Genomic DNA, 20,470 nt, shown 5'->3' with positions numbered 1-20,470 from the left:
TTTGTATGGTTTAATTGTAGCGAATAATACGGCGGATAAATTTGATTTGAATGCGGGTTTTGTGGGTTTAGTGTTGAAAATTTGTCTGGCGGCCTTGATATGAGTAAACTGCGCGTTTTGTTTTATTTTGGAGTCATAGAAATATGAACGAAATCGCGAATTGGCAGCCAAGTGCCCCTATCGCCAATTTATTGAAAAGGGCGGAGATCTTAGCAGAAATACGGCGCTTTTTCGCAGATCGTGGGGTGTTGGAAGTCGAAACGCCTGCTATGAGTCAGGCGACTGTCACCGATGTTCATCTGGTTCCTTTCCAGACTCAGTTCATTGGGCCGGGAGCGGCAGATGGTTTGACTCTGTACCTGATGACTAGCCCTGAATACCATATGAAGCGTTTGCTGGCCGCAGGCAGTGGTTCCATTTATCAGATGGGGAAAAGTTTCCGTAATGAGGAAGCGGGTCGTCATCACAATCCGGAGTTCACAATGCTGGAGTGGTATCGTCCGCACTACGACATGTATCGCTTGATGAATGAAGTGGATGATTTGTTGCAGCAGATTTTGGATTGTGAAAGTGCTGAATCACTTTCTTACCAACAGGCCTTCGTGCGATATCTGGGGATTGACCCCCTTACTGCAAGCAAAGAAAAATTGCGAGAAGTGGCAGCAAAACTCGATCTCAGCAATATTGCTGATCAGGAGGAAGATCGGGACACTTTATTGCAGCTGCTTTTCGTGATGGGAATAGAAACCCAGATCGGCATCGAAAAGCCCACATTTATCTATCACTTCCCAGCATCTCAAGCGGCATTGGCAGAAATTAGCAAAGAAGATCACCGTGTTGCGGAGCGTTTTGAAGTCTATTTCAAGGGGATGGAGTTAGCGAATGGTTTTCGTGAGCTAACTGACAGCCATGAACAGCGTCTGCGTTTTGAACAGGATAACCGTAAGCGTGAAGCGATGGGGTTGCCGATTCAACCGATTGATGAACACCTGCTGGCTGCCCTTGCTCACGGGATGCCTGAATGTGCCGGTGTTGCATTGGGGGTGGATCGTCTGATTATGTTGGCATTGGGTGCTGAACGGATTAGTGAGGTGATTGCTTTCCCTGTGGGGATCTCATGACAAAATTATTGATGTGATACACCTGAATCACGAGAGGGGCAGTCTTGGACTGCCCCGCTATTTTTATTGATGCTCGTGATGTTTTCTCAGGAACTTCACGGCTAAATCAGGAAAATCGGTGAATGCACCATCAACATTAGCCTTGTCGAAAACGATATCGAATAATTGGTTACCGCTGGTGGCATATTTTGGTAATTGGTCGATACGGATAGTATAGGGATGTACCGCCAAATGGCTGGCGTGAGCCTCTTTCACCATCCCCGTCAACTTAACGTGGTTTGGCGTAGAGTCATTGGCGATAAGCATGTGGTAGTCAGGGCCGATGCCATCCGCATAGGTAGCCACTTCTTTCATCGCACCCGGTTTAAACATCCAGTCATAGCTATAATTTTGCCATGTGCCGTCGGGTTTCTGTTCGTAAGTTTCGTTCCAGTCGGTGTAAGCGATAAGCTGAATCAGTTTCAGATCCATCCCCAATTTGGGTTCCAGCTCATTTTTAATGCGTTTGAGTTCATTGGCATCAAAGCATTGCAGATAAACTTTATCGCTTTTTTGGGTGTAGCCATATTGTTTCAGAACTTCCAGCACCTTGCTTGTGATATCTTTGCCTTCTTGGTGATGGAACCACGGTGCCTTAATTTCAGGGTAGATGCCAATGTCTTTTCCCGTGGATTTATTCAGGCCTTGAATAAACTCAAGTTCTTCCTGAAAGGTATGAATACGGAAATCGGATTTTCCCATTGGAAAACGTTCAGGATAGCTCTGGATTTTTTTGCCATCCTTGATATCAAAACCCTCCGTGAATTTTAGTGACTTAATTTCTGGCAGGGTAAAGTCGATAGCATAATAACGGCCGTCAGCACGGGCGCGGTTTGGGAAACGTTCTGCGACATCCGTTACGCGATCAAGATAGTGGTCGTGCAGTACAATAAGTTGGTCATCTTTCGTCATGACCAGATCTTGCTCAAGATAATCCGCACCTTGTGCATAGGCCATTGCTTTGGCGGGTAAGGTATGTTCAGGCAAATAACCGCTGGCACCACGATGGGCGATCACAATCTTATCTGCTGCATGAGCAATGCCTGACATTGATGATGCTAACAGAATACCGGCCATAATTGCCTTGATGGGGGTCTGCATTTGGGATTCTCCATTTATTCTAATAAAAAATTTAAACAAAAAAGATGTTACTTACCGTTTTACTGATTTTCCATCAGCAGTCAGAAAATAGGGTGATAATAAGCTGCTTTTGTCTTGAGAATGGCAACTTGGAGTTTATAGCGTATATCTAGTCTTATTCTAACTGTGATTAAATAAACAGAAGCATAAAATAGAATATATTTTTAACATTCAAATCGTTAAAGCCTGAATACATTCACGAAATGCTAAGGGATGAATTAAATGATATTGATTGCAGTCGATATAGATAATATATCTATAAGGAAATTAAAAGTTCAATGTAATTAATGAAATCGCAGTACAACTTTAATTGTACAGCATTGTACTGCGATCGATAGGGTTATTAATCAGCGTCTCTCAGTAATATCACTGACCTTGACGAGCCATTTCTTGTTTGTGTTTGTTTTCACTTAACATAACAATCAACAGCAGAATAACGGACAGTGCGCTACCGCCGATCATGACCATAAAGCCACCGTTCCAACCGAAATAGTCAACGGTATAACCGACGATGATACTGGCCGCAACAGACCCCCCCAGGTAGCCAAACAGACCAGTAAAACCCGCTGCGGTGCCGGCAGCTTTTTTCGGCGCCAATTCCAGAGCATGCAGACCAATCAGCATAACTGGGCCGTAAATCAGGAAGCCGATAACCAGCATACAGAGCATATCGATATCAGGGTTACCTGCTGGGTTCAGCCAGAATACAATCGTGGCGATGGTAACCAGTACCATGAAGAATACCCCTGTGGCACCACGGTTACCTTTGAAGACTTTGTCCGACATCCAGCCACACAACAGAGTTCCCGGAATTCCCGCATATTCATACAAGAAATAGGCCCAGGAAGATTTATCCATGGTAAATTCTTTTACTTCCTTCAAATAAGTGGGTGACCAGTCAAGAATACCGTAGCGCAGTAAATAGACGAATACGTTGGCAACGGCGATCATCCACAGCAATTTATTCGGCAAAACGTACTGCATGAAAATTTCTTTTGCAGTCAGTTCCTTTTCATCTTTTTCCGTATAATCCAGTGGATAGTCGTTTTTATACTCTTCGATTGACGGTAAGCCACAGGATTGCGGGGTATCGCGCATTAAAGCGAAAACGATGATTGCCACCAGAATCGCCGCAAATGCTGGCATATAAAATGCTGCCTTCCAGTCATTGAACCAAGCCATACCTAACATGAACAGTAATGGTGGAACACCTCCGCCAACGTTATGGGCGCAGTTCCAGACGGAAACAATGCCTCCGCGCTCTTTTTGTGACCACCAGTGAACCATGGTACGTCCGCAAGGAGGCCAACCCATACCCTGGAACCAGCCGCAGAGGAACAGCAGAACAAACATGATAGCAATGCTGGAAGTCGCCCAAGGGACAAAACCCATAAACAGCATCACCGTTGCCGCCAGGATCAATCCGGCAGGCAAGAAAACACGTGGATTAGAACGGTCAGAAACGGAACCCATAATAAATTTTGAGAATCCGTAGGCAATTGAAATCCCTGATAATGCAAAGCCAAGATCCCCTTTGGAAAAGCCTTGGTCAATCAAGGTCGGTATGGCTAGCGCAAAGTTTTTTCTTACCAGATAGTAAGCTGCATATCCAAAGAAAATCCCCATAAAAATTTGCCAGCGCAAGCGACGATAGAGCGGATCTATTTCCTGCGCAGGCAGCCGAGCCTGATGAGGCGCCGGCTTGAAAATACTCAACATATTTCTTGTCTCCACGTGACTTTTGTATGAGCGAATCACCACCATTAAGCAGTGATGGCGTTAAACGAAAAATTTTTACTATTTATTTTCTATATCGAAGCAAATATTAGCTGAAAACGACCTTATATGACTGTGAGGTATCGCTAACATATAGATATAATTTCGCAAAGTCGATAATTTTGAGTGATTTAGCACTTTTTTTGAATACAATGTATTTACGTTAGTGTGATGACTGTCACAGTAGGTGGTTTTTTGGTTATTTTTTATTTCCGGATGTTTAAGTTTTGTTGATATTATCGACCCAATAAAAGCTCAGTATTATTAGGGGAATTTTCCTGATGCCATCATCATGAGAAAAATAGATAAATATAATCCACACAAACGTTCCCATTATAAAAGTTATTTAATAAATAAACGGTACTTTTTTTGTGCCCACTGTTTTTAACAAGTTGTACTATTTACCTGATGGTGTTATTTAAATAATATTCTCATTTGTTCATGTAAATCATTTTTTATTTACATGCTTTGCGTTTTTTATAACGTGGTTATAAATAAAATGTTTGAAATTAAAATTCAAAATAACGGATATTACTACAAATGGTTATTCATACTCATAATCGAAGTTTTTAAGCAGGGTTGAATAGCTATTTTTCCGTTAAATATAATAATATCAATGTATTAACTAAAATTGGTTGCAGGCTGTATAGGAGTAATACACTCTGTCTTCCAAACAATAATTTGCTTTATATAAGTTGATTGTTCAATTAATAAAAGATTACAGATTAATACTAATTAATATATTTATTAAATTCGCAATTTATTTTTCTAATTCAATTCGCGTCAACATAAGGTATTCGCAAATACTGAATGTAGACAACAGTTGAAAGATAACGACTACCCGCATTGATGCCTCTATTCATCATGAAAAGTGATGAAACCAATGAGGCTCAGAATGAGAGCATCATTATGAATACTGACACACACAAGGCAATATTACACACAGCATTGACTACTGGGCAAAAAAATTCTCCTGCTGTTAAACCTGAATTTAATCGTAATATCAGTCACATGACAGCAGATCTAGAACCGTGGTTTAACAACGTTCCTTCTCGGTTGGCTGAGTTGGCAAAAATGATACCCAATGCTATCGCTGTTTCTGATCCACATGAAACGTTAACATTTGGTGAGTTTAATCAACGCATTGAGAATGCGGCACATGTTTTGCGTGACCACATGCTGGCATTAACAACTTTCTCTTTTGATACCTCCGTGCTGGAATTGTTGCTGACCCTCGTTCATGGCGGCAGTATCCACATCGCTTCAATTGATATTCAACGTGATGCAATGGCGTTATCTGAAACGCTGTCAGATCCACAATTCACTTTCGCCCAAGCAACACCGTTAACTTGGTCAATGGCCCTGAATGCGGGATGGAAACCTCGCCCTGCAATGAGCATGCTTTGCGGGGGAGAAGCGTTGTCACAAGATCTGGCAGATCAACTGACCGCTACCGGAGGCACATTATGGAACGTCTACGGTTCAACGGAAACGAGCATCTGGTCAACCGCGTTCCGCATGAAAAAAGGCGACAAGGTTCAACTGGGAGGGCCTATTCCGGGCACCAGCATCACTGTGGATAAACATTTGCGGCCGGTTTCCAAAGGGACGGTGGGAGAAATTCTTATCGGTGGATTGGGTGTGACCGCAGGCTACCGCAATAACCTCATTGAGACGGTCAAAAGATATGTCCCCGATATAACCCGAAAAGGTAAAAGAGCCTATTTGACCGGCGATCTGGCACGCATGCTTGCAGATGGCTCTCTCATTTATATGGGGAGACAAGATGATCAGGTGAAAATACGGGGATATCGGATTGGGCCAGGTGAGATAGAAATTGCCTTGAGAAAACAACGTGGCGTACAAGATGCCATTATCCGAGTCACAGGCAGTGGCGATTTTGCCAAGATCCAAGCGTTTGTCTTGTTCGATCCTAATTTGATTGTGCCGGAAGATTGGGTACGCGAGACCCAACTCTCTCTCAGGAAATCGCTGCATGAAGCCTGGATACCTGGCGAATATTACCGTATTCCTTATATTCCGCAGACAAGCCGTGGTAAAAGGGATCAAAAACGGTTGGAAAACGTTGCGGAACGATTAAATGCCAGCTATGACCATGACCATGACATAGTGCAGCCGCGAAATGAAACGGAAAAACGCGTTTATGAAATTTGGCATGGTTTACTAGGGAAGTCAGATCCGTTGCCCAACCATTACGGCTGAATATGTTCATCAGGTATGACGTTACCTGATAGGCATTGGATTCTTGGCGTTATTTCATGTGCGATTCTTGCTCGTTTTGGTGCCTTATCAAATCTGTTTTTTGGCTTATTTGGGATACGAACTGTTTGGAAAACCGTCAGGGCGGGAATTCCCGCCCAAAAGTAGAAACATCAACTTAATACAACCAATCTTTACCCATTCGATCTGCGGCCAAAATTGCGGCGTAAACCTGCTCTGGGGTTACCGCAAATGGCATATTGTGGATGGTTTCACCTTCGGCGCAGCTTGCGATAGCGACTTGCATGATTTTTTGATGCAGCTTTTCATTATCACGTAAGCCCAATTGTTCCAGCGTGACGGGCAGACCGACTTGTACGCAAAAATCGAGCACGGTTTCCAACTCTTCACTTGGGCTGTTTTCTAATATCAATTGTGTCAGAGTACCAAACGCGACTTTTTCGCCATGATAGAGGTGATGGCACTCTTCCAGCACAGTAAAACCGTTGTGGATGGCATGTGCGGCAGCCAGTCCCGCACTTTCAAAACCAATACCGCTCAGATAGGTATTGGCCTCCACAATATTTTCAACTGCCGGTGTACTAACACCGGCTTCTACCGCCAGTTTAGCTTTGTAACCTTCCGCCAGTATGGTTTCATAACACAGTTTTGCCAACGCCAACCCGGTGGTGGACGTCGCACCACCCGCCATCGTGGGTTTATGGGCTGCACTATTGGCTCGCGCCTCAAAGTAGGTAGCGAGCGCATCCCCCATACCTGCTACAAGCAAGCGAACCGGTGCCTTGGCAATGATATTGGTATCCATCAGCACGATATTGGGATTTTGTGGGTAGAACAGATAGCTGTCGAATTCGCCGAGTTCAGTGTAAAGAACAGAAAGGGCACTGGTCGGTGCATCCGTTGACGCAAGGGTAGGCGAAATAATCACCGGTATTTTAGATTCGTGTGCCACCGCCTTGGCGGTATCAATCGTTTTTCCTCCTCCGATCCCGATGATAGCCTGACATTGATGTTGCAACAGAATGGCAGACAAGCGTTGGATCTCACTACGGCTACATTCACCATTGAAAAGTTCGAAATGGCTGGTGACTTCGTGTTCTTCTAAGCTCCTGCTGACGGTATCCCCAATCAGGTTCATCACGAAATTATCGGCAATGACGAAGACGTGGTCAGCAAGCATTTTGGTATATCGGCCAAGGTGGGATAACGCACCCGGCCCTTGGATATATTTGGATGGAGACTGGATCACTTTCAGCATAAGAAATATTCCTTAGTATGAGTTTACCTGCCCATTAACGCTATATGATATGAAAAACCACACGGCAAAACTATACGATAAAATAGACAAAGAAGTGATGAGCAAAAGCAGGAAATGGGGGATTTGAGCGGAAATATTTGCAAGAATGTTTGACACCCTGATGGATTCAGGGTGCTGTTTTTTTAGTGGGCTTTGATCAGCGTCTTATCTACTGTTTGAGCGAAAAAATATCTCAGGATTAAGTTCAACAAAATGCCATAAGCGGGCAGGAAGAAGAGCATGCAGATAAACAGCTTGAAAGCATAATCCACTAACGCAATTTCTACCCAATGCGTCGCCATAAATACATCAGTGCTGCGGTAAAACGCGATAAAGAAAAAGGCCAGTGTATCGAGCATATTACCGAAAAACATAGCGGCAGCGGGCGCTATCCACCAGCGACTTTTTTGGCGAAGACGATTGAAGACACCGACATCTAATATCTGACCCAGCACATAGGCCATAAAGCTGGCGGCTGCAATCCGGGCGACAAACAGATTAAAGGTGCCCAATGTTTCGAATCCCTGCCAGGTTCCCTGGAAAAACAGCGCAGAAATTAGATAAGAGATCAGCAGTGCCGGCAGCATGACGGAAATAATGATCCGGCGAGCCAATGGCGCACCATAAATACGCACGGTCAGGTCAGTCGCCAAAAAGATAAAGGGAAAGGTAAATGCTCCCCAAGTGGTATGCAAACCCAAAATGGAGATGGGCAATTGCACCAGATAGTTACTGGAAGTAATGATCAAAATGTGGAAAAGCGAAAGCCAGATCAATGCCGTGGCGCGTTGTTGCACAGTCAATTGGAACATATTGTACCTTTTTGGTGGATGGGGTGAGGGAACCCAAAAAAATCAATGTACCTGAAAGATCAGGCAGCCGGATCATACGAATTGTACAATAAAAGTAAAGTACGGCAGTTGACGATATTTTGTAATATAATCCACCGCCATAGATTGTTTGAACCTACAGAGATTGTTATGTCCGATGTTTTTGCCAACCCTGACAAAACACTTGATACATTGGGACTGCGCTGCCCAGAACCCGTCATGATGGTACGCAAGACGGTTCGCCATATGACGGCGGGTCAGACGTTGTTGATCATTGCGGACGATCCGGCGACCACCCGTGATATTCCGGGCTTCTGCCGCTTTATGGATCATGCGCTGATCGCTCAGGAGACAGCGCAAACGCCTTATCGATACCTGCTCAAAAAAAGCGAAAATTCTGTTTAATTGAGAAAAATATATACAATTAACTAGCAGAAAATAGGGATCGTGCTAGGCTTTAAATATGGCATTTGGTCAACTTATCACCTCGCTGAATGCCATATTCCTTTTTCCTTAATAGCAATCTTATGTACTTAATTTGTACTTAATTGTGATTTTTGAAAAGGTGCATAGTTGTACCATGCACCTTTTCAGTTTGTTATTTTCCTTTATGGCCTTTTGCCTGCTGTGGTAATTCAGGCTGATGTTCCCTTCACTGCTTCTGTGATTTGCTCCGCAGCAATCGGACGGCGTTTGCGGTGACCAATGCTGTGGCACCCGAATCGGCCAGAACAGCCATCCAAAGTCCGGTGATACCCAATAGACTCGTGATAAGAAATATCGCCTTTAAACCTAATGCAATGGTGATATTTTGGCGAATGTTATAGTGAGTTGTTCGGGACAGCGCGATAATTTCAGGTAAACCAGTCAGCCGGTTGTGCGTCAGGGCGGCGTCGGCGGTTTCCAACGCCACATCCGTGCCGCTGCCCATAGCGACGCCGATACTGGCCGCTTTCATCGCCGGGGCATCGTTGATGCCATCGCCGACCATCATAGTGCGGTGTTTTTGATTCAACTCAGTGACCGCTTTCACTTTATCTTCCGGTAACAGCCCTGCCCGGTAATCGATGCCTAGCCGGTTAGCAATGGCGGCAGCGGCTCGGGGATTATCACCGGTCAGCATCACGGCATCTATTCCCTGTTTTTTCAGGCTACGAATGGCGTCTATGGCATCCTGACGCAAGGTATCCTGCATCGCGATCAACCCCACAAGGAGATCATTACGAATAACCGCAACCGCGGTTTTGCCACTGTTTTCCAGTTCAGTCACTCGCTGTTGCCATTTCTCGGACAATGTATTTTCCGGCAATTTGCCGGGGGCTGCGACGAGAATTTTCTGCTCCGATAATTGCCCTTCAACCCCTATTCCAGCCAGTGCCTTGCGATGTTCAGCTTCGACAATAGTGACGCCCCTGTTTTCTGCGGCATTCAGAATCGCTTTTGCTAAGGGGTGATGGGAGCCACTTTCCACCGCACCCGCCAGTGCCAGCAGGGTTTCTGCGCTGATATTTTCCACGGGTTCAATGTCAGTCACCTGTGGTTTTCCTTCGGTCAAGGTACCGGTTTTATCCAGAGCGATGGTGCTGACTGCCCCCAATTGCTCTAAAGCGGCTCCGCCTTTGATTAAGGAGCCACGACGGGTCGCGGCTGCCAGTGCGGACGTAATGGCGGCAGGCGTCGAGATAACCAGTGCGCAAGGGCAGCCAATCAAAAGCAGAGTCAGTCCCCGGTAAATCCAGGTTTCCCATGAACCGGCAAACAACAGCGGTGGGATCAAGACCACCAGCGCTGAGAACAAGATAATCAACGGCGTATAGATACGACTGAATCGGTCGATAAAACGCTCAATCGGCGCACGACGCTCTTCCGCTTCTTCAATCAGTTGCAGGATGCGGTCAATGGCGTTATGGCCCGGTTCAGAGATCACTTTCATCTGCACAGCACTATCGACAGAAAGACAGCCCGCGGCGACCTTTTCGCCTTGCAGCCGCTCAACCGGAACCGATTCCCCGGTCAGGGCACTTTCATCGAAACTGGCAAATGGGTTGAGGAGTTCGGCATCCGTCGGTAAGCGGGCACCTGGGGCGATTTCAATGATATCGCCCGGACGCAGATCCGCTGCTGAGACGGTTTTCTTTTTTCCCTCTTTAATCAGCAAGGCTTGATCAGGCACCAATGCCATCAAAGCACTGACACCACGACGAGCACGCCCCGCGGCATAGGATTCCAGTATTTCCCCTAATTTGAACAGAAGAATAACCATCGCGGCTTCTGCGGTGGCATCAATGAACAAAGCACCTATGGCCGCAACACTCATCAACGTTTCAATGGCGAAAGGGGTGCCGGAACGCATCAGTTTGATAGCCTTGGTCGCGACCGGATATAACCCAATCAGCGTTGTGATGATGAAAGCGATTCGTCCTGTGGGCGCATGGGCTGCTGAGATTCCCCAACTGACGAACATCAAAGCGGCCAGAATCAGGATTGGGGCGAAAGTCTTCCAGTGACTGACTGCCGGAGGCAGTTTAGAGGCCGAATTTGTTCCCTTGATTTCAAAGCCCGCCTGTTTTACGGCTTGCTCAACGGCGGCACGAATATCAATATCCGCATCGACCACCAGTTTCTCGGTGGTAAACAACACTTTGACCTGTTTGGCGTCTGGCAGTTTTTTCACCGCATTTTCGATCTTGCCTGCACAGCTTGGGCAATCCATGCCTTGGATAGTCCAGTGAAAACGTTGTTGCGCCGTTAATTCGGGAGGAGCGCTATCTTGCATGGCATGGGCATGATCGTGTGAACAGTGTGAGCCGCTATGTTTATGAGTATGTTCATGAGAATGTTCATGGGGATGCTCATGTTCATGTGAATGTGCTGCGCCAGTGGAACAACAAGCATGATTGGTAACATGCTGATGATCATCTTTTTGGCAAGATGAAGAATTGGGCTGTGATTGCTTATGTTTTTGGGAGGTGGAGAACATAGGCGACCTCTTAAATAGAGTTAATATTAATTATTAACGTTAACTCTACACATTGGAGTGAACTCCAGAGTCAAATCCGATAAGAGGAATTCTTTTGATGATTTGTGCTATTCAGGATAGATGCTCATCATCAATATCCTTCCTCTAAGAAATACGGAGTATGGAACGTTATTTTTTCTCTCGTTGATGCTCTTTTTGTTGTTTTTTTTGCCAAGCCAATAATTCAAAGACCCCGAAAAAGAAGATCTTGGTCTGGAGAAAACTCGACAGCTTTTGATCTTTGGGCTGGGAGTTTTTCAGCAGCAGCAACTGAAAAGCATGCATAATGACCGTAAATACCATCGCAATATCCATAAAATATCTTAATGGTTTAGGGAATGGGTGAAACAAATTGAAGATCATAATTCCCCACACTAAGATCATGATCCCTCTACCTAATTGAATAAACATCATCGACTCCAAAATCGTGTTTAAGCTGTTTGGACACCAGACTACGGGTGACGAATATATAACCGGTAAGCCACTTGCCCGGCGATTTTTTCCCGATGTAGTTGCCAGTTGGGCGGAACTTCTGTCGCAGCAGATTCTGCTTCTGCCTCAACATAAATCCAGCTTTCTTCTGCCAGCCAACCGTGGGTTTCCAATAAATGGATGGTTTCAGCCAACATTCCCTGACGGAATGGCGGATCGAGGAAAACCACATCAAACGGTGTTCCAACGCCGTTAAGGTATTGTAGTGCATTACCTTGTATCACATTGGCATTTTCAGCGTTCAGCATGGCTAAGTTAGCCGAGAGTTGTTTCGCCACATTGCGATCGAATTCAATTAAGGTCGCGTGACCTGCATAACGTGACAAAGCCTCAAATCCAAGGGCGCCGCTGCCGGAAAAACAATCCAGGCAACGCGCCCTCTGAATCGTTGGCATCAGCCAGTTAAAAAGTGTCTCGCGGACGCGGTCGGTGGTTGGGCGCAGGCCGGTACTCTCCGGCACCGGTAATTTTCTCCCGCGCCATTTTCCGCCAATAATGCGGATTTGCCCCAAAGACGCGCGTTGTGGTTTTTTAGTCATAATTTACATAGCTTAAGCATTTGTCATCCGATGCGATTAAATAATCTCTGGCGGAGACAAAAAGTGAATGAAAACGAAGAAATTCATTGATTAATTTACCACGAAATCCGCTATAGATATGTTTTGTGGTGTGATGAAAATGTTAGACTGGATTTTATCACCGTTAGAACCTATCTCAGTGGATATAACGACCCATATCTAATATTAACCGCGAGGAGTGTAGTGGCCGATGGCAAAAGAGAAAAAAAAGGGTTTCTTCTCTTGGTTTGGACTTGGTCGTCAAGATAAGCAACAGCAAGAGGAACAAGAAAGCGTTGCAGCAGAAGCAGCCGCCCGCCGTGCAGCGGAAGCGGCAGAACAGCAGCGTTTAGCGGAAGAAGCCGCCCGTCAAGCAGCGGAAGCGGCAGAGCAGCAGCGTTTAGCGGAAGAAGCCGCCCGCCGTGCAGCAGAAGAGGCGGAACAACAGCGTCTGGCGGAAGAAGCGGCCCGCCGTGCAGCAGAAGAGGCAGAGCAGCAGCGTTTGGCGGAAGAAGCCGCCCGTCAAGCAGCGGAAGAGGCAGAGCAGCAGCGTTTGGCGGAAGAAGCCGCCCGTCAAGCAACGGAAGAGGCAGAGCAGCAGCGTCTGGCGGAAGCCGCCGCCCGTCAAGCAGCGGAAGAGGCAGAGCAGCAGCGTTTGGCGGAAGAAGCCGCCCGTCAAGCAGCGGAAGAGGCAGAGCAGCAGCGTCTGGCGGAAGCCGCCGCCCGTCAAGCAGCGGAAGCGGCAGAGCAGCAGCGTTTAGCGGAAGAAGCCGCCCGTCAAGCAGCGGAAGCGGCAGAGCAGCAGCGTTTAGCGGAAGAAGCCGCCCGCCGTGCAGCAGAAGAGGCAGAACAACAGCGTTTAGCGGAAGCAGCCGCCCGTCGTGCAGCAGAAGAGGCAGAACAAGTAACCTTACCTAAGGAACAAGAGCGGCCAACCAAAGAAGGGTTCTTTGCCCGTCTGAAACGCAGCTTAGTGAAAACCCGTCAAAATTTTGGCTCCGGTTTTCTGGGGCTATTTCGTGGCAAGAAAATTGATGATGATCTGTTTGAAGAGCTGGAAGAGCATCTACTGATTGCCGATGTGGGTGTCGAAACGACCCGTAAGATCATCACCAGCCTGACAGGAAGTGCCAGTCGCAAAGAGTTGAAAGATGCGGAAGCGCTTTACGCTAAACTGAAAGAAGAGATGTCGGCTATTTTGGCGAAAGTGGATAAGCCGCTGGCGATCGAAAATAAATCACCGTATGTCATTCTGATGGTAGGCGTGAATGGCGTGGGTAAAACAACCACCATTGGTAAATTGGCACGTCAATTCCAGTCTCAGGGGAAATCCGTCATGCTGGCGGCCGGGGATACCTTCCGGGCAGCCGCAGTAGAACAATTACAGGTTTGGGGCGAACGCAACAAAATCCCGGTGATTGCCCAACATACGGGCGCCGATCCCGCCTCAGTGATTTTTGATGCCATCCAGTCAGCCAAGGCCAAAGGGGTTGATGTCCTGATTGCCGATACCGCAGGGCGCTTGCAGAACAAAGCACATTTGATGGAAGAGCTGAAAAAAATCGTTCGAGTGATGAAAAAACTGGACGAAGAGGCTCCTCATGAAATTATGCTGACGCTGGATGCCAGCACAGGCCAAAATGCAGTAAGTCAGGCTAAACTATTCCATGAAGCGGTAGGATTGACGGGTATTTCACTGACCAAACTGGATGGTACTGCGAAAGGGGGCGTTATCTTCGCCATTGCCGACCAATTTGAGATCCCCATCCGCTACATTGGTGTGGGTGAAGGCATTGAAGATCTCCGTCCATTTAAGGCAGACGATTTTATTGAGGCGCTTTTTGCCAGAGAGGATTAACTATCAATGATTCGCTTTGAACAGGTCAGTAAAGCCTATCTGGGAGGGCGGCAGGCGCTGCAAGGGGTGGAGTTTCATCTCCTTCCAGGGGAAATGGCATTTTTAACCGGTCATTCAGGGGCGGGTAAAAGTACACTTTTGAAACTTATCTGTGGCATCGAACGCCCCAGTGCCGGTCATATTTGGTTTTCTGGTCATGACATCAGCCGACTAAAATCCCGCGAGATCCCCTTTCTGCGCCGTCAGATCGGCATGATTTTTCAGGATCACCACCTGCTTTTGGATCGCACGGTATACGAGAACGTCGCCATGCCGCTGATCATCTCAGGAGCCAGTGCTGAGGATATTCGTCGGCGGGTATCTGCGGCATTGGATAAGGTCGGCTTGCTGGACAAAGCGAAAAATTTCCCCATTCAACTTTCTGGCGGAGAGCAACAACGTGTTGGCATTGCCCGCGCGGTGGTGAATAAGCCCACGGTATTGCTGGCGGATGAACCGACAGGAAATTTGGATGGGGCATTATCAGAGGGGATCATCCGTCTGTTTGAAGAATTTAACCGAGTTGGCGTGACCGTTCTGATGGCGACGCATGATACCGCCCTGATTGAACGAAGAAATTACCGTATCTTGACCCTGAATCAGGGGCGCATGCAAGGAGGGCATCATGGTTAAGCATGTCCGTCATTCAGCGAAAAAAAGCTATTCGCCAACATCCAAGTCCAGGTCATTGAAAGGGGGATGGCGCGTACAGCAGCGTTATGCGTGGAAAAGTACGCTGTCTGATATGTTCCGCCAGCCATTGGCGACGCTGTTGACCATGATGGTGGTTGCCATTTCCCTGACCTTACCGAGTGTGTTTTATATCGTTTGGAAAAACGTCGATCAAGCTGTGATGCAGTGGTATCCCATCCCGCAACTCACGGTCTATTTGGATAAATCACTGAATGACAAGAGTGTCAAACAGGTCATTGATCAGTTGCAAGGCATGGAGGGCGTGAAATCAGTGAATTACCTTTCCCGTGAAGATGCGGTAAACGAATTCCGGGCATGGTCGGGTTTTGCCAGTGCCCTGGATTTACTGGAGGAGAACCCGTTGCCGGCGGTCGCCATCGTTTCTCCTCAATTGAATTTCCAAAGCAATCAGACACTCACGACATTGCGCGATCAGGTTGCGCAGATTAAAGGCATTGAAGACGTCAGGATGGATGATAGCTGGTTTGCCCGCCTGACCGCGTTGGCCGTCCTTGTCGGCAGAATTGCGGCCGTGATAGGCATTTTGATGGTGGTTGCGCTGCTTTTGGTCATTGGTAACAGCGTCCGGCTGAGTATCTTTAGCCGCCGTGAGACGATTAATGTCATGAAGCTGATTGGGGCAACGGATGGTTTTATTCTGCGTCCTTTCCTGAATGGCGGTGCCTTACTGGGCGTACTGGGCGCCATATTTTCCCTGATCCTCTCCTCTCTGCTGGTGTGGAAACTTTCCGATGTGGTCACGGAAGTCGCGAGTGTTTTTGGCACCAGTTTTAAGCTGCATGGCTTGGGATGGGATGAATCACTCTTATTAGTCCTTATTTCAGGTATGATTGGTTGGATTGCAGCATGGTTTGCGACAATTCAGCATTTGCGTCGTTTCAGGCCGGAATAGAGGCGTTGGTCAGGCTTGCCAGTGAACTTTTGGGCTTCATCGTGGTCGAAATCACAGTTATGATTTTGTATTGATGTTTACACTATTGAGATGATTTGAATATGATCTCTACGGTGGTAAAATAGGCATATCTTTGGCTTGAATAACCCTCATGGGTTCACTCAGGCAAACTTGAAAGCCGTCAATTTAGATCTAATTTTGAGAGAATTTGAATGACAAAAGAAATGCAAACTTTGGCATTAGTTCCACAAGGTAGTTTGGAAGGATACATTCGTGCCTCCAATGCTTACCCTATGCTTTCCGCAGAGGAAGAGAGGGAACTGGCAAAAAGGCTGCATTACCAGGGAGATCTGGATGCAGCGAAAAAGCTGATTCTTTCTCACCTGCGCTTCGTTGTTCATGTTGCCCGCAGTTATGCCGGTTATGGTCTGCCGCAAGCGGATTTGATTCAGGAAGGTAATATTGGCCTGATGAAAGCGGTTCGTCGATTTAATCCAGAAGTAGGTGTACGTTTGGTTTCTTTTGCTGTTCACTGGATTAAGGCAGAAATTCATGAGTACGTATTACGTAATTGGCGTATCGTGAAAGTCGCAACAACCAAAGCCCAGCGTAAGCTGTTCTTTAATTTGCGCAAGGCGAAACAACGTCTGGGGTGGTTCAATCAGGACGAAATTGAGCTGGTTGCCAAAGAATTAGGCGTGACCAGCAAAGACGTCCGCGAGATGGAATCGCGCATGTCAGCGCAGGATATGGCATTCGATATGCCCTCTGATGATGATAATCATGACAGCCATCCCGTGGCTCCGGTGCTGTATTTGCAAGACAAGGCGTCTGACTTTGCTGATGGCATTGAAGAAGATAACTGGGAAAACCACGCAGCGGATAAACTTTCTGTCGCGATGGAAGGGCTGGATGAGCGTAGCCAAGACATCATTCGTTCCCGTTGGTTGGATGATGATAACAAAACCACCTTGCAAGAACTGGCAGACAAATACGGTGTATCTGCTGAGCGTGTTAGACAGCTCGAAAAAAATGCAATGAAGAAATTGCGACTGGCGATTGAAGCGTAATTTCTTAGACGACATCCCTTCTTGCCGGATTAAAAAGCGATAATGAGTTTATCGCTTTTTTTATACATACGTGCCAGAGAAGCGAGGAAATTCCATGATGAAAATTGTGATTGCTCCTGATTCGTTTAAGGAAAGCCTGAGCGCCCTGCAAGTCGCACAGGCGATAGAGCGGGGATTCAAAGAAATTTATCCACACGCAGACTATATCAAATTGCCTATGGCGGATGGCGGGGAAGGGACAGTCGAATCACTGGTTGCGGCCACGAGGGGAAAACGCATCGCATGTACTGTCACCGATCCCTTGGGGCAGCCTGTTGAGGCATTTTTTGGTCTGCTTGGCGATGGAAAAACCGCCGTGATTGAAATGGCCGCCGCTTCTGGTCTGCATTTGGTGCCAATGGCGCAGCGCAATCCGTTGCTAACGACGAGTTATGGAACGGGAGAGCTGATTCTGGCTGCGTTGGAACATGGCGCGCGCAAACTCATTTTAGGCATTGGGGGCAGTGCAACCAACGATGGTGGCGCAGGGATGATGCAGGCACTGGGTGCAAATTTACTGGATGGTGACGGCCGTATATTACCATTTGGCGGCGCGGCATTGACCCGGCTGGAAAGTATCGACTTAACCCACCTTGCACCACGTCTTGGGAAGATTGAACTGACGGTAGCCTGTGATGTGAATAACCCGCTATGTGGTGAATTGGGGGCATCAGCCGTATTTGGCCCACAAAAAGGGGCAACCCCGGAAATGGTTAAGTTATTGGATTCGGCACTGCGTCATTATGGAATGAAAATGGAATCGCTCACAGGGAAAAGCATCATTGATGCCGCGGGTGCCGGCGCGGCTGGGGGAATGGGAGCTTCGTTATTGGGGTGTCTGGGGGCGAAATTACAGTCAGGTATTGAGATTGTTATCGAAACCTTGAAACTGGAAGACGCTGTTCAGGGTGCCGATCTGGTCATTACAGGGGAAGGTCGTCTGGATAGCCAAACCCTGCACGGTAAAACCCCTCTTGGTGTTGCCCGTGTTGCGAAAAAGTTTGCTATTCCCACCATCGCTTTAGTTGGAAGCATGAGCCGGGATTATCATGTTGTCCATCAACATGGGCTGGATGCCGTATTTTCCATCATACCGGAAGTTTGTACCCTTTCAGATGCCCTTGCCAATAGCGCTGATAACTTACAGGTAACAGCCCGTAATATTGCCGCGGTTTGGGCGATTTCTCATTGAAAACCAAACGATAAAAAACGGCATTAGCAAGCAGAAGCAAGATGGTTGCAACTAAAAATATTCGCCGGCAGAGTTGATGACCATTAAGCAATTTATGCCGATATGGCTGAACCTGACAAGGGTCAGAAGCCTGAATGAGGTAATTGAAATGAGTAACACAACAGGCTTCTGACGAATTTATCTTGTCCCATTTAACAACCATTCTTTCCTATAATTGTTTCAGCAATGGGAATATATTGATCTACGAGTTTATTAACAGTGTTGTCCTCTTTCTTGTTTTCTTCGCAATCCAGGAAAAACCACCCAATTGGCGTATTTAATATCCGGGCAATTCTAACCAGATGGGCGATATTAATTCGGTTTGCGCCCGTTTCGTAACGTGAAAGTTGTTGTTGACTGATGCCAATTTGTTTTGCTAATGCTGTGGCAGTGATGCCCAGTTGTTTCCTTTTGGTCTGAATACGTTTTCCGACTAATAGGTTTGCATCTTCCATATCTTATCCTTTTTTAATCAGTAAGTTATGGCGTTATCAAGGAAAATTGCCGGAGCTTAAAATGAGTTCAATGTTCTGCTCCACCACTCGCTCGTAAAATAGAGCCTGCCTTGACGGATTCACTACCGTTCACGGTATGCCTATTGTTACCACCTGATTCGCCGTTTTGTTTTCTGACATGCGTCTTGTTTTTGTAATGAGATAATTTTTTATTAACGTGTTGTAAAAAAACAGCCCTTCACCGAAACAAGGAGTGTCCTTCCATGATACGAATTACATTTCTCTGTTTTATCGCTTCCTCTGCACATTTTTGACTGCACCATCGCTATGGCTTAAGTAGCACTCCTGTTCTCCTGACATAAGAGATAACCAATATGCTCCTAACTCTTATCTTATGGGATTTTTTGTAATTTTATAAATATAATCATTTGATTTTTAAATATTTTTACGTATTTATGTAAGATAAATGCGTAAAAAACAACAAATTTATAACTAATCTCATATTAATTGGCATGTCTTATTCTTGTTGATGATTTTTGTGAGGTTATAAACTGGACAAAATATACCAAACTGTCTAGTTTGGATTTATAATCCATATGATTGATACTAAATAGAATTAAATTTTGGATATGTAATGATTTAGAAACATTAATTCTGGTTGATCCTGCCATACTTGACTGGCATCAAGTGACATTTTTTCACCATCAATTTTATTTCATCGCAATAAAATATGTGAATAACAAAAAAATTCATATATTATAATTGCTTAAGTGGAATGATTTGTAGTATGTAATAAAATTTGACTTAAGTTACATTATGTAGGATTATGTTTACAGTTTGGTATAAATTGTTTTGTTTTTTAATAAAATTTTATCGATTTGACTTATATAAAGACATTTTAATGTTTTTATCTATTGTTGCGGTTGATTTACCATTTTTTAATTAAAAATATTATTTACTATTACCTTTTCCACTAAATAGACTTTTAATTCGTCTAAAACTGGCGTTCACTCGCACTTTTGAATTTTTTGCAAGCAGCAGGAGTATTCTTACGTGATATTGAGTTATGCCTGTTATTTTTTCATTAAAAAACAATAATATATTGTGTTTTGTTAAGTGGGGAGTTGTTTTATCAACTTGTATTCCGTTTTTCTTTGATAATTTGTCTACGGAAAATCACGGCTTTGAGGTGTTTTTTCAGGATATTGTCCTAAAACCGTAAGCGTACGGGGAACCCCACCTAGCCAGCGGGAATTCACTGATTAAAATAGTGTCACCTATTCTTATGATGAGAAAAGCCCCATGAGCCAATCCCGGTTTACTCAAGCTGAGTGGCTGGACATTTTTGAACAGCAGAAAAAATCTGAACTGTCTGTCCGGCAGTTTTGCCAAAAGATCGGTATCTCGACAACCCGGTTCTATCATCACCGCCAACGCGGCTCCCGCCCACAGGAAAAGCCGTCTGAGCCCGCTGCGCCGGCTTTTATTAAAATCCATGCCGCTCTGGAAAAATTCGCTCCATCCGGTATGCCTCCCATCGTATTTGAGACACCGCATGGCACACTGCGTTTCCCGGCCGGTACAGAAACCCACGTCATCATTGCGATTATCCGGGGGCTCGCCGCATGAAAATGTTTGTGGATGTCCCCGACGTTTATTT

Annotated in this window: 17 protein-coding genes; 9 read left to right on the top strand and 8 right to left on the bottom strand. The window is 46.0% G+C overall.

Annotation, left to right across the window (positions count from 1 at the left end; all coding sequences use genetic code 11):
* Nucleotides 1-143 precede the first annotated feature (143 nt).
* Nucleotides 144-1,121, top strand: a complete 978-nt coding sequence (epmA, locus tag PSI15_RS12085; protein ID WP_273583744.1) for an elongation factor P--(R)-beta-lysine ligase — start codon at nucleotides 144-146, stop codon at nucleotides 1,119-1,121.
* A 63-nt stretch (nucleotides 1,122-1,184) separates the two neighbouring features.
* Here epmA and glpQ read toward each other — a convergent pair whose 3' ends face one another.
* A complete protein-coding gene (gene glpQ / locus PSI15_RS12080; RefSeq protein ID WP_273583743.1) occupies nucleotides 1,185-2,261 on the bottom strand; it encodes a glycerophosphodiester phosphodiesterase in 1,077 nt (358 codons plus the stop codon).
* A 405-nt stretch (nucleotides 2,262-2,666) separates the two neighbouring features.
* The gene (gene glpT, locus PSI15_RS12075) at nucleotides 2,667-4,019 is read right to left on the bottom strand and encodes a glycerol-3-phosphate transporter (RefSeq protein WP_273583742.1); all 1,353 of its coding nucleotides are present in this window, start codon (nucleotides 4,017-4,019) and stop codon (nucleotides 2,667-2,669) included.
* Between the two features lie 966 nt (nucleotides 4,020-4,985).
* Here glpT and PSI15_RS12070 point away from each other — a divergent pair.
* The gene (locus PSI15_RS12070) at nucleotides 4,986-6,299 is read left to right on the top strand and encodes an AMP-binding protein (RefSeq protein WP_273583741.1); all 1,314 of its coding nucleotides are present in this window, start codon (nucleotides 4,986-4,988) and stop codon (nucleotides 6,297-6,299) included.
* A gap of 175 nt (nucleotides 6,300-6,474) precedes the next feature.
* Here PSI15_RS12070 and PSI15_RS12065 read toward each other — a convergent pair whose 3' ends face one another.
* The gene (locus PSI15_RS12065; RefSeq protein WP_045972898.1) at nucleotides 6,475-7,575 is read right to left on the bottom strand and encodes a glycerol dehydrogenase; all 1,101 of its coding nucleotides are present in this window, start codon (nucleotides 7,573-7,575) and stop codon (nucleotides 6,475-6,477) included.
* A 182-nt stretch (nucleotides 7,576-7,757) separates the two neighbouring features.
* The gene (locus PSI15_RS12060; RefSeq protein WP_273583740.1) at nucleotides 7,758-8,426 is read right to left on the bottom strand and encodes a 7-cyano-7-deazaguanine/7-aminomethyl-7-deazaguanine transporter; all 669 of its coding nucleotides are present in this window, start codon (nucleotides 8,424-8,426) and stop codon (nucleotides 7,758-7,760) included.
* 168 nt (nucleotides 8,427-8,594) lie between these two features.
* Here PSI15_RS12060 and tusA point away from each other — a divergent pair, with 168 nt between their 5' ends.
* Nucleotides 8,595-8,849, top strand: a complete 255-nt coding sequence (gene tusA / locus PSI15_RS12055; protein ID WP_273583739.1) for a sulfurtransferase TusA — start codon at nucleotides 8,595-8,597, stop codon at nucleotides 8,847-8,849.
* Between the two features lie 247 nt (nucleotides 8,850-9,096).
* On the opposite strand, the gene PSI15_RS12050 is transcribed toward tusA, so the two are convergent.
* From PSI15_RS12050 to rsmD, 3 genes are all read right to left on the bottom strand, one after another.
* Entirely contained in the window at nucleotides 9,097-11,424 is a 2,328-nt protein-coding gene (locus PSI15_RS12050) for a zinc/cadmium/mercury/lead-transporting ATPase (RefSeq protein ID WP_273583738.1), read from the bottom strand.
* Between the two features lie 168 nt (nucleotides 11,425-11,592).
* Nucleotides 11,593-11,874, bottom strand: a complete 282-nt coding sequence (locus tag PSI15_RS12045; RefSeq protein ID WP_045972892.1) for a DUF1145 family protein — start codon at nucleotides 11,872-11,874, stop codon at nucleotides 11,593-11,595.
* A 41-nt stretch (nucleotides 11,875-11,915) separates the two neighbouring features.
* Nucleotides 11,916-12,494, bottom strand: a complete 579-nt coding sequence (rsmD, locus tag PSI15_RS12040) for a 16S rRNA (guanine(966)-N(2))-methyltransferase (RefSeq protein WP_273583737.1) — start codon at nucleotides 12,492-12,494, stop codon at nucleotides 11,916-11,918.
* A 229-nt stretch (nucleotides 12,495-12,723) separates the two neighbouring features.
* On the opposite strand from rsmD, the gene ftsY reads away from it, so the two are divergent.
* The 5 genes from ftsY (at nucleotide 12,724) to PSI15_RS12015 (ending at nucleotide 18,316) form a co-directional block, all read left to right on the top strand.
* Nucleotides 12,724-14,370, top strand: coding sequence for a signal recognition particle-docking protein FtsY (gene ftsY, locus PSI15_RS12035; RefSeq protein ID WP_273583736.1), 1,647 nt, complete (start codon nucleotides 12,724-12,726; stop codon nucleotides 14,368-14,370).
* A 6-nt stretch (nucleotides 14,371-14,376) separates the two neighbouring features.
* Nucleotides 14,377-15,042: a cell division ATP-binding protein FtsE gene (gene ftsE / locus PSI15_RS12030; RefSeq protein ID WP_045972886.1), complete on the top strand. Its 666-nt coding sequence runs from the start codon at nucleotides 14,377-14,379 to the stop codon at nucleotides 15,040-15,042.
* Nucleotides 15,035-16,015 carry a permease-like cell division protein FtsX gene (ftsX, locus tag PSI15_RS12025; RefSeq protein WP_273583735.1) on the top strand — a complete coding sequence of 327 codons (981 nt, stop codon included), beginning with the start codon at nucleotides 15,035-15,037 and terminating at the stop codon, nucleotides 16,013-16,015. The genes ftsE and ftsX overlap by 8 nt, the downstream gene beginning before the upstream one ends.
* Before the next feature lie 212 nt (nucleotides 16,016-16,227).
* On the top strand, nucleotides 16,228-17,085 hold the full coding sequence (gene rpoH / locus PSI15_RS12020) for an RNA polymerase sigma factor RpoH (protein WP_045972882.1): 858 nt from the start codon (nucleotides 16,228-16,230) through the stop codon (nucleotides 17,083-17,085).
* Nucleotides 17,086-17,182: 97 nt separating this feature from the next.
* Entirely contained in the window at nucleotides 17,183-18,316 is a 1,134-nt protein-coding gene (locus PSI15_RS12015) for a glycerate kinase (protein WP_273583754.1), read from the top strand.
* Between the two features lie 191 nt (nucleotides 18,317-18,507).
* On the opposite strand, the gene PSI15_RS12010 is transcribed toward PSI15_RS12015, so the two are convergent.
* Nucleotides 18,508-18,810, bottom strand: coding sequence for a helix-turn-helix domain-containing protein (locus PSI15_RS12010; RefSeq protein ID WP_045972879.1), 303 nt, complete (start codon nucleotides 18,808-18,810; stop codon nucleotides 18,508-18,510).
* 1,302 nt (nucleotides 18,811-20,112) lie between these two features.
* Here PSI15_RS12010 and tnpA point away from each other — a divergent pair.
* Nucleotides 20,113-20,439, top strand: a complete 327-nt coding sequence (gene tnpA, locus PSI15_RS12005; RefSeq protein ID WP_273583734.1) for an IS66 family insertion sequence element accessory protein TnpA — start codon at nucleotides 20,113-20,115, stop codon at nucleotides 20,437-20,439.
* The last annotated feature ends 31 nt before the right edge of the window (nucleotides 20,440-20,470 follow it).

Source organism: Xenorhabdus sp. PR6a (assembly GCF_028599065.1).
Taxonomy (GTDB): Bacteria; Pseudomonadota; Gammaproteobacteria; order Enterobacterales; family Enterobacteriaceae; genus Xenorhabdus; species Xenorhabdus doucetiae.
The sequence above is the reverse complement of the archived record's forward strand: the minus strand, read 5'-3'. Positions and strand labels throughout refer to the sequence as shown.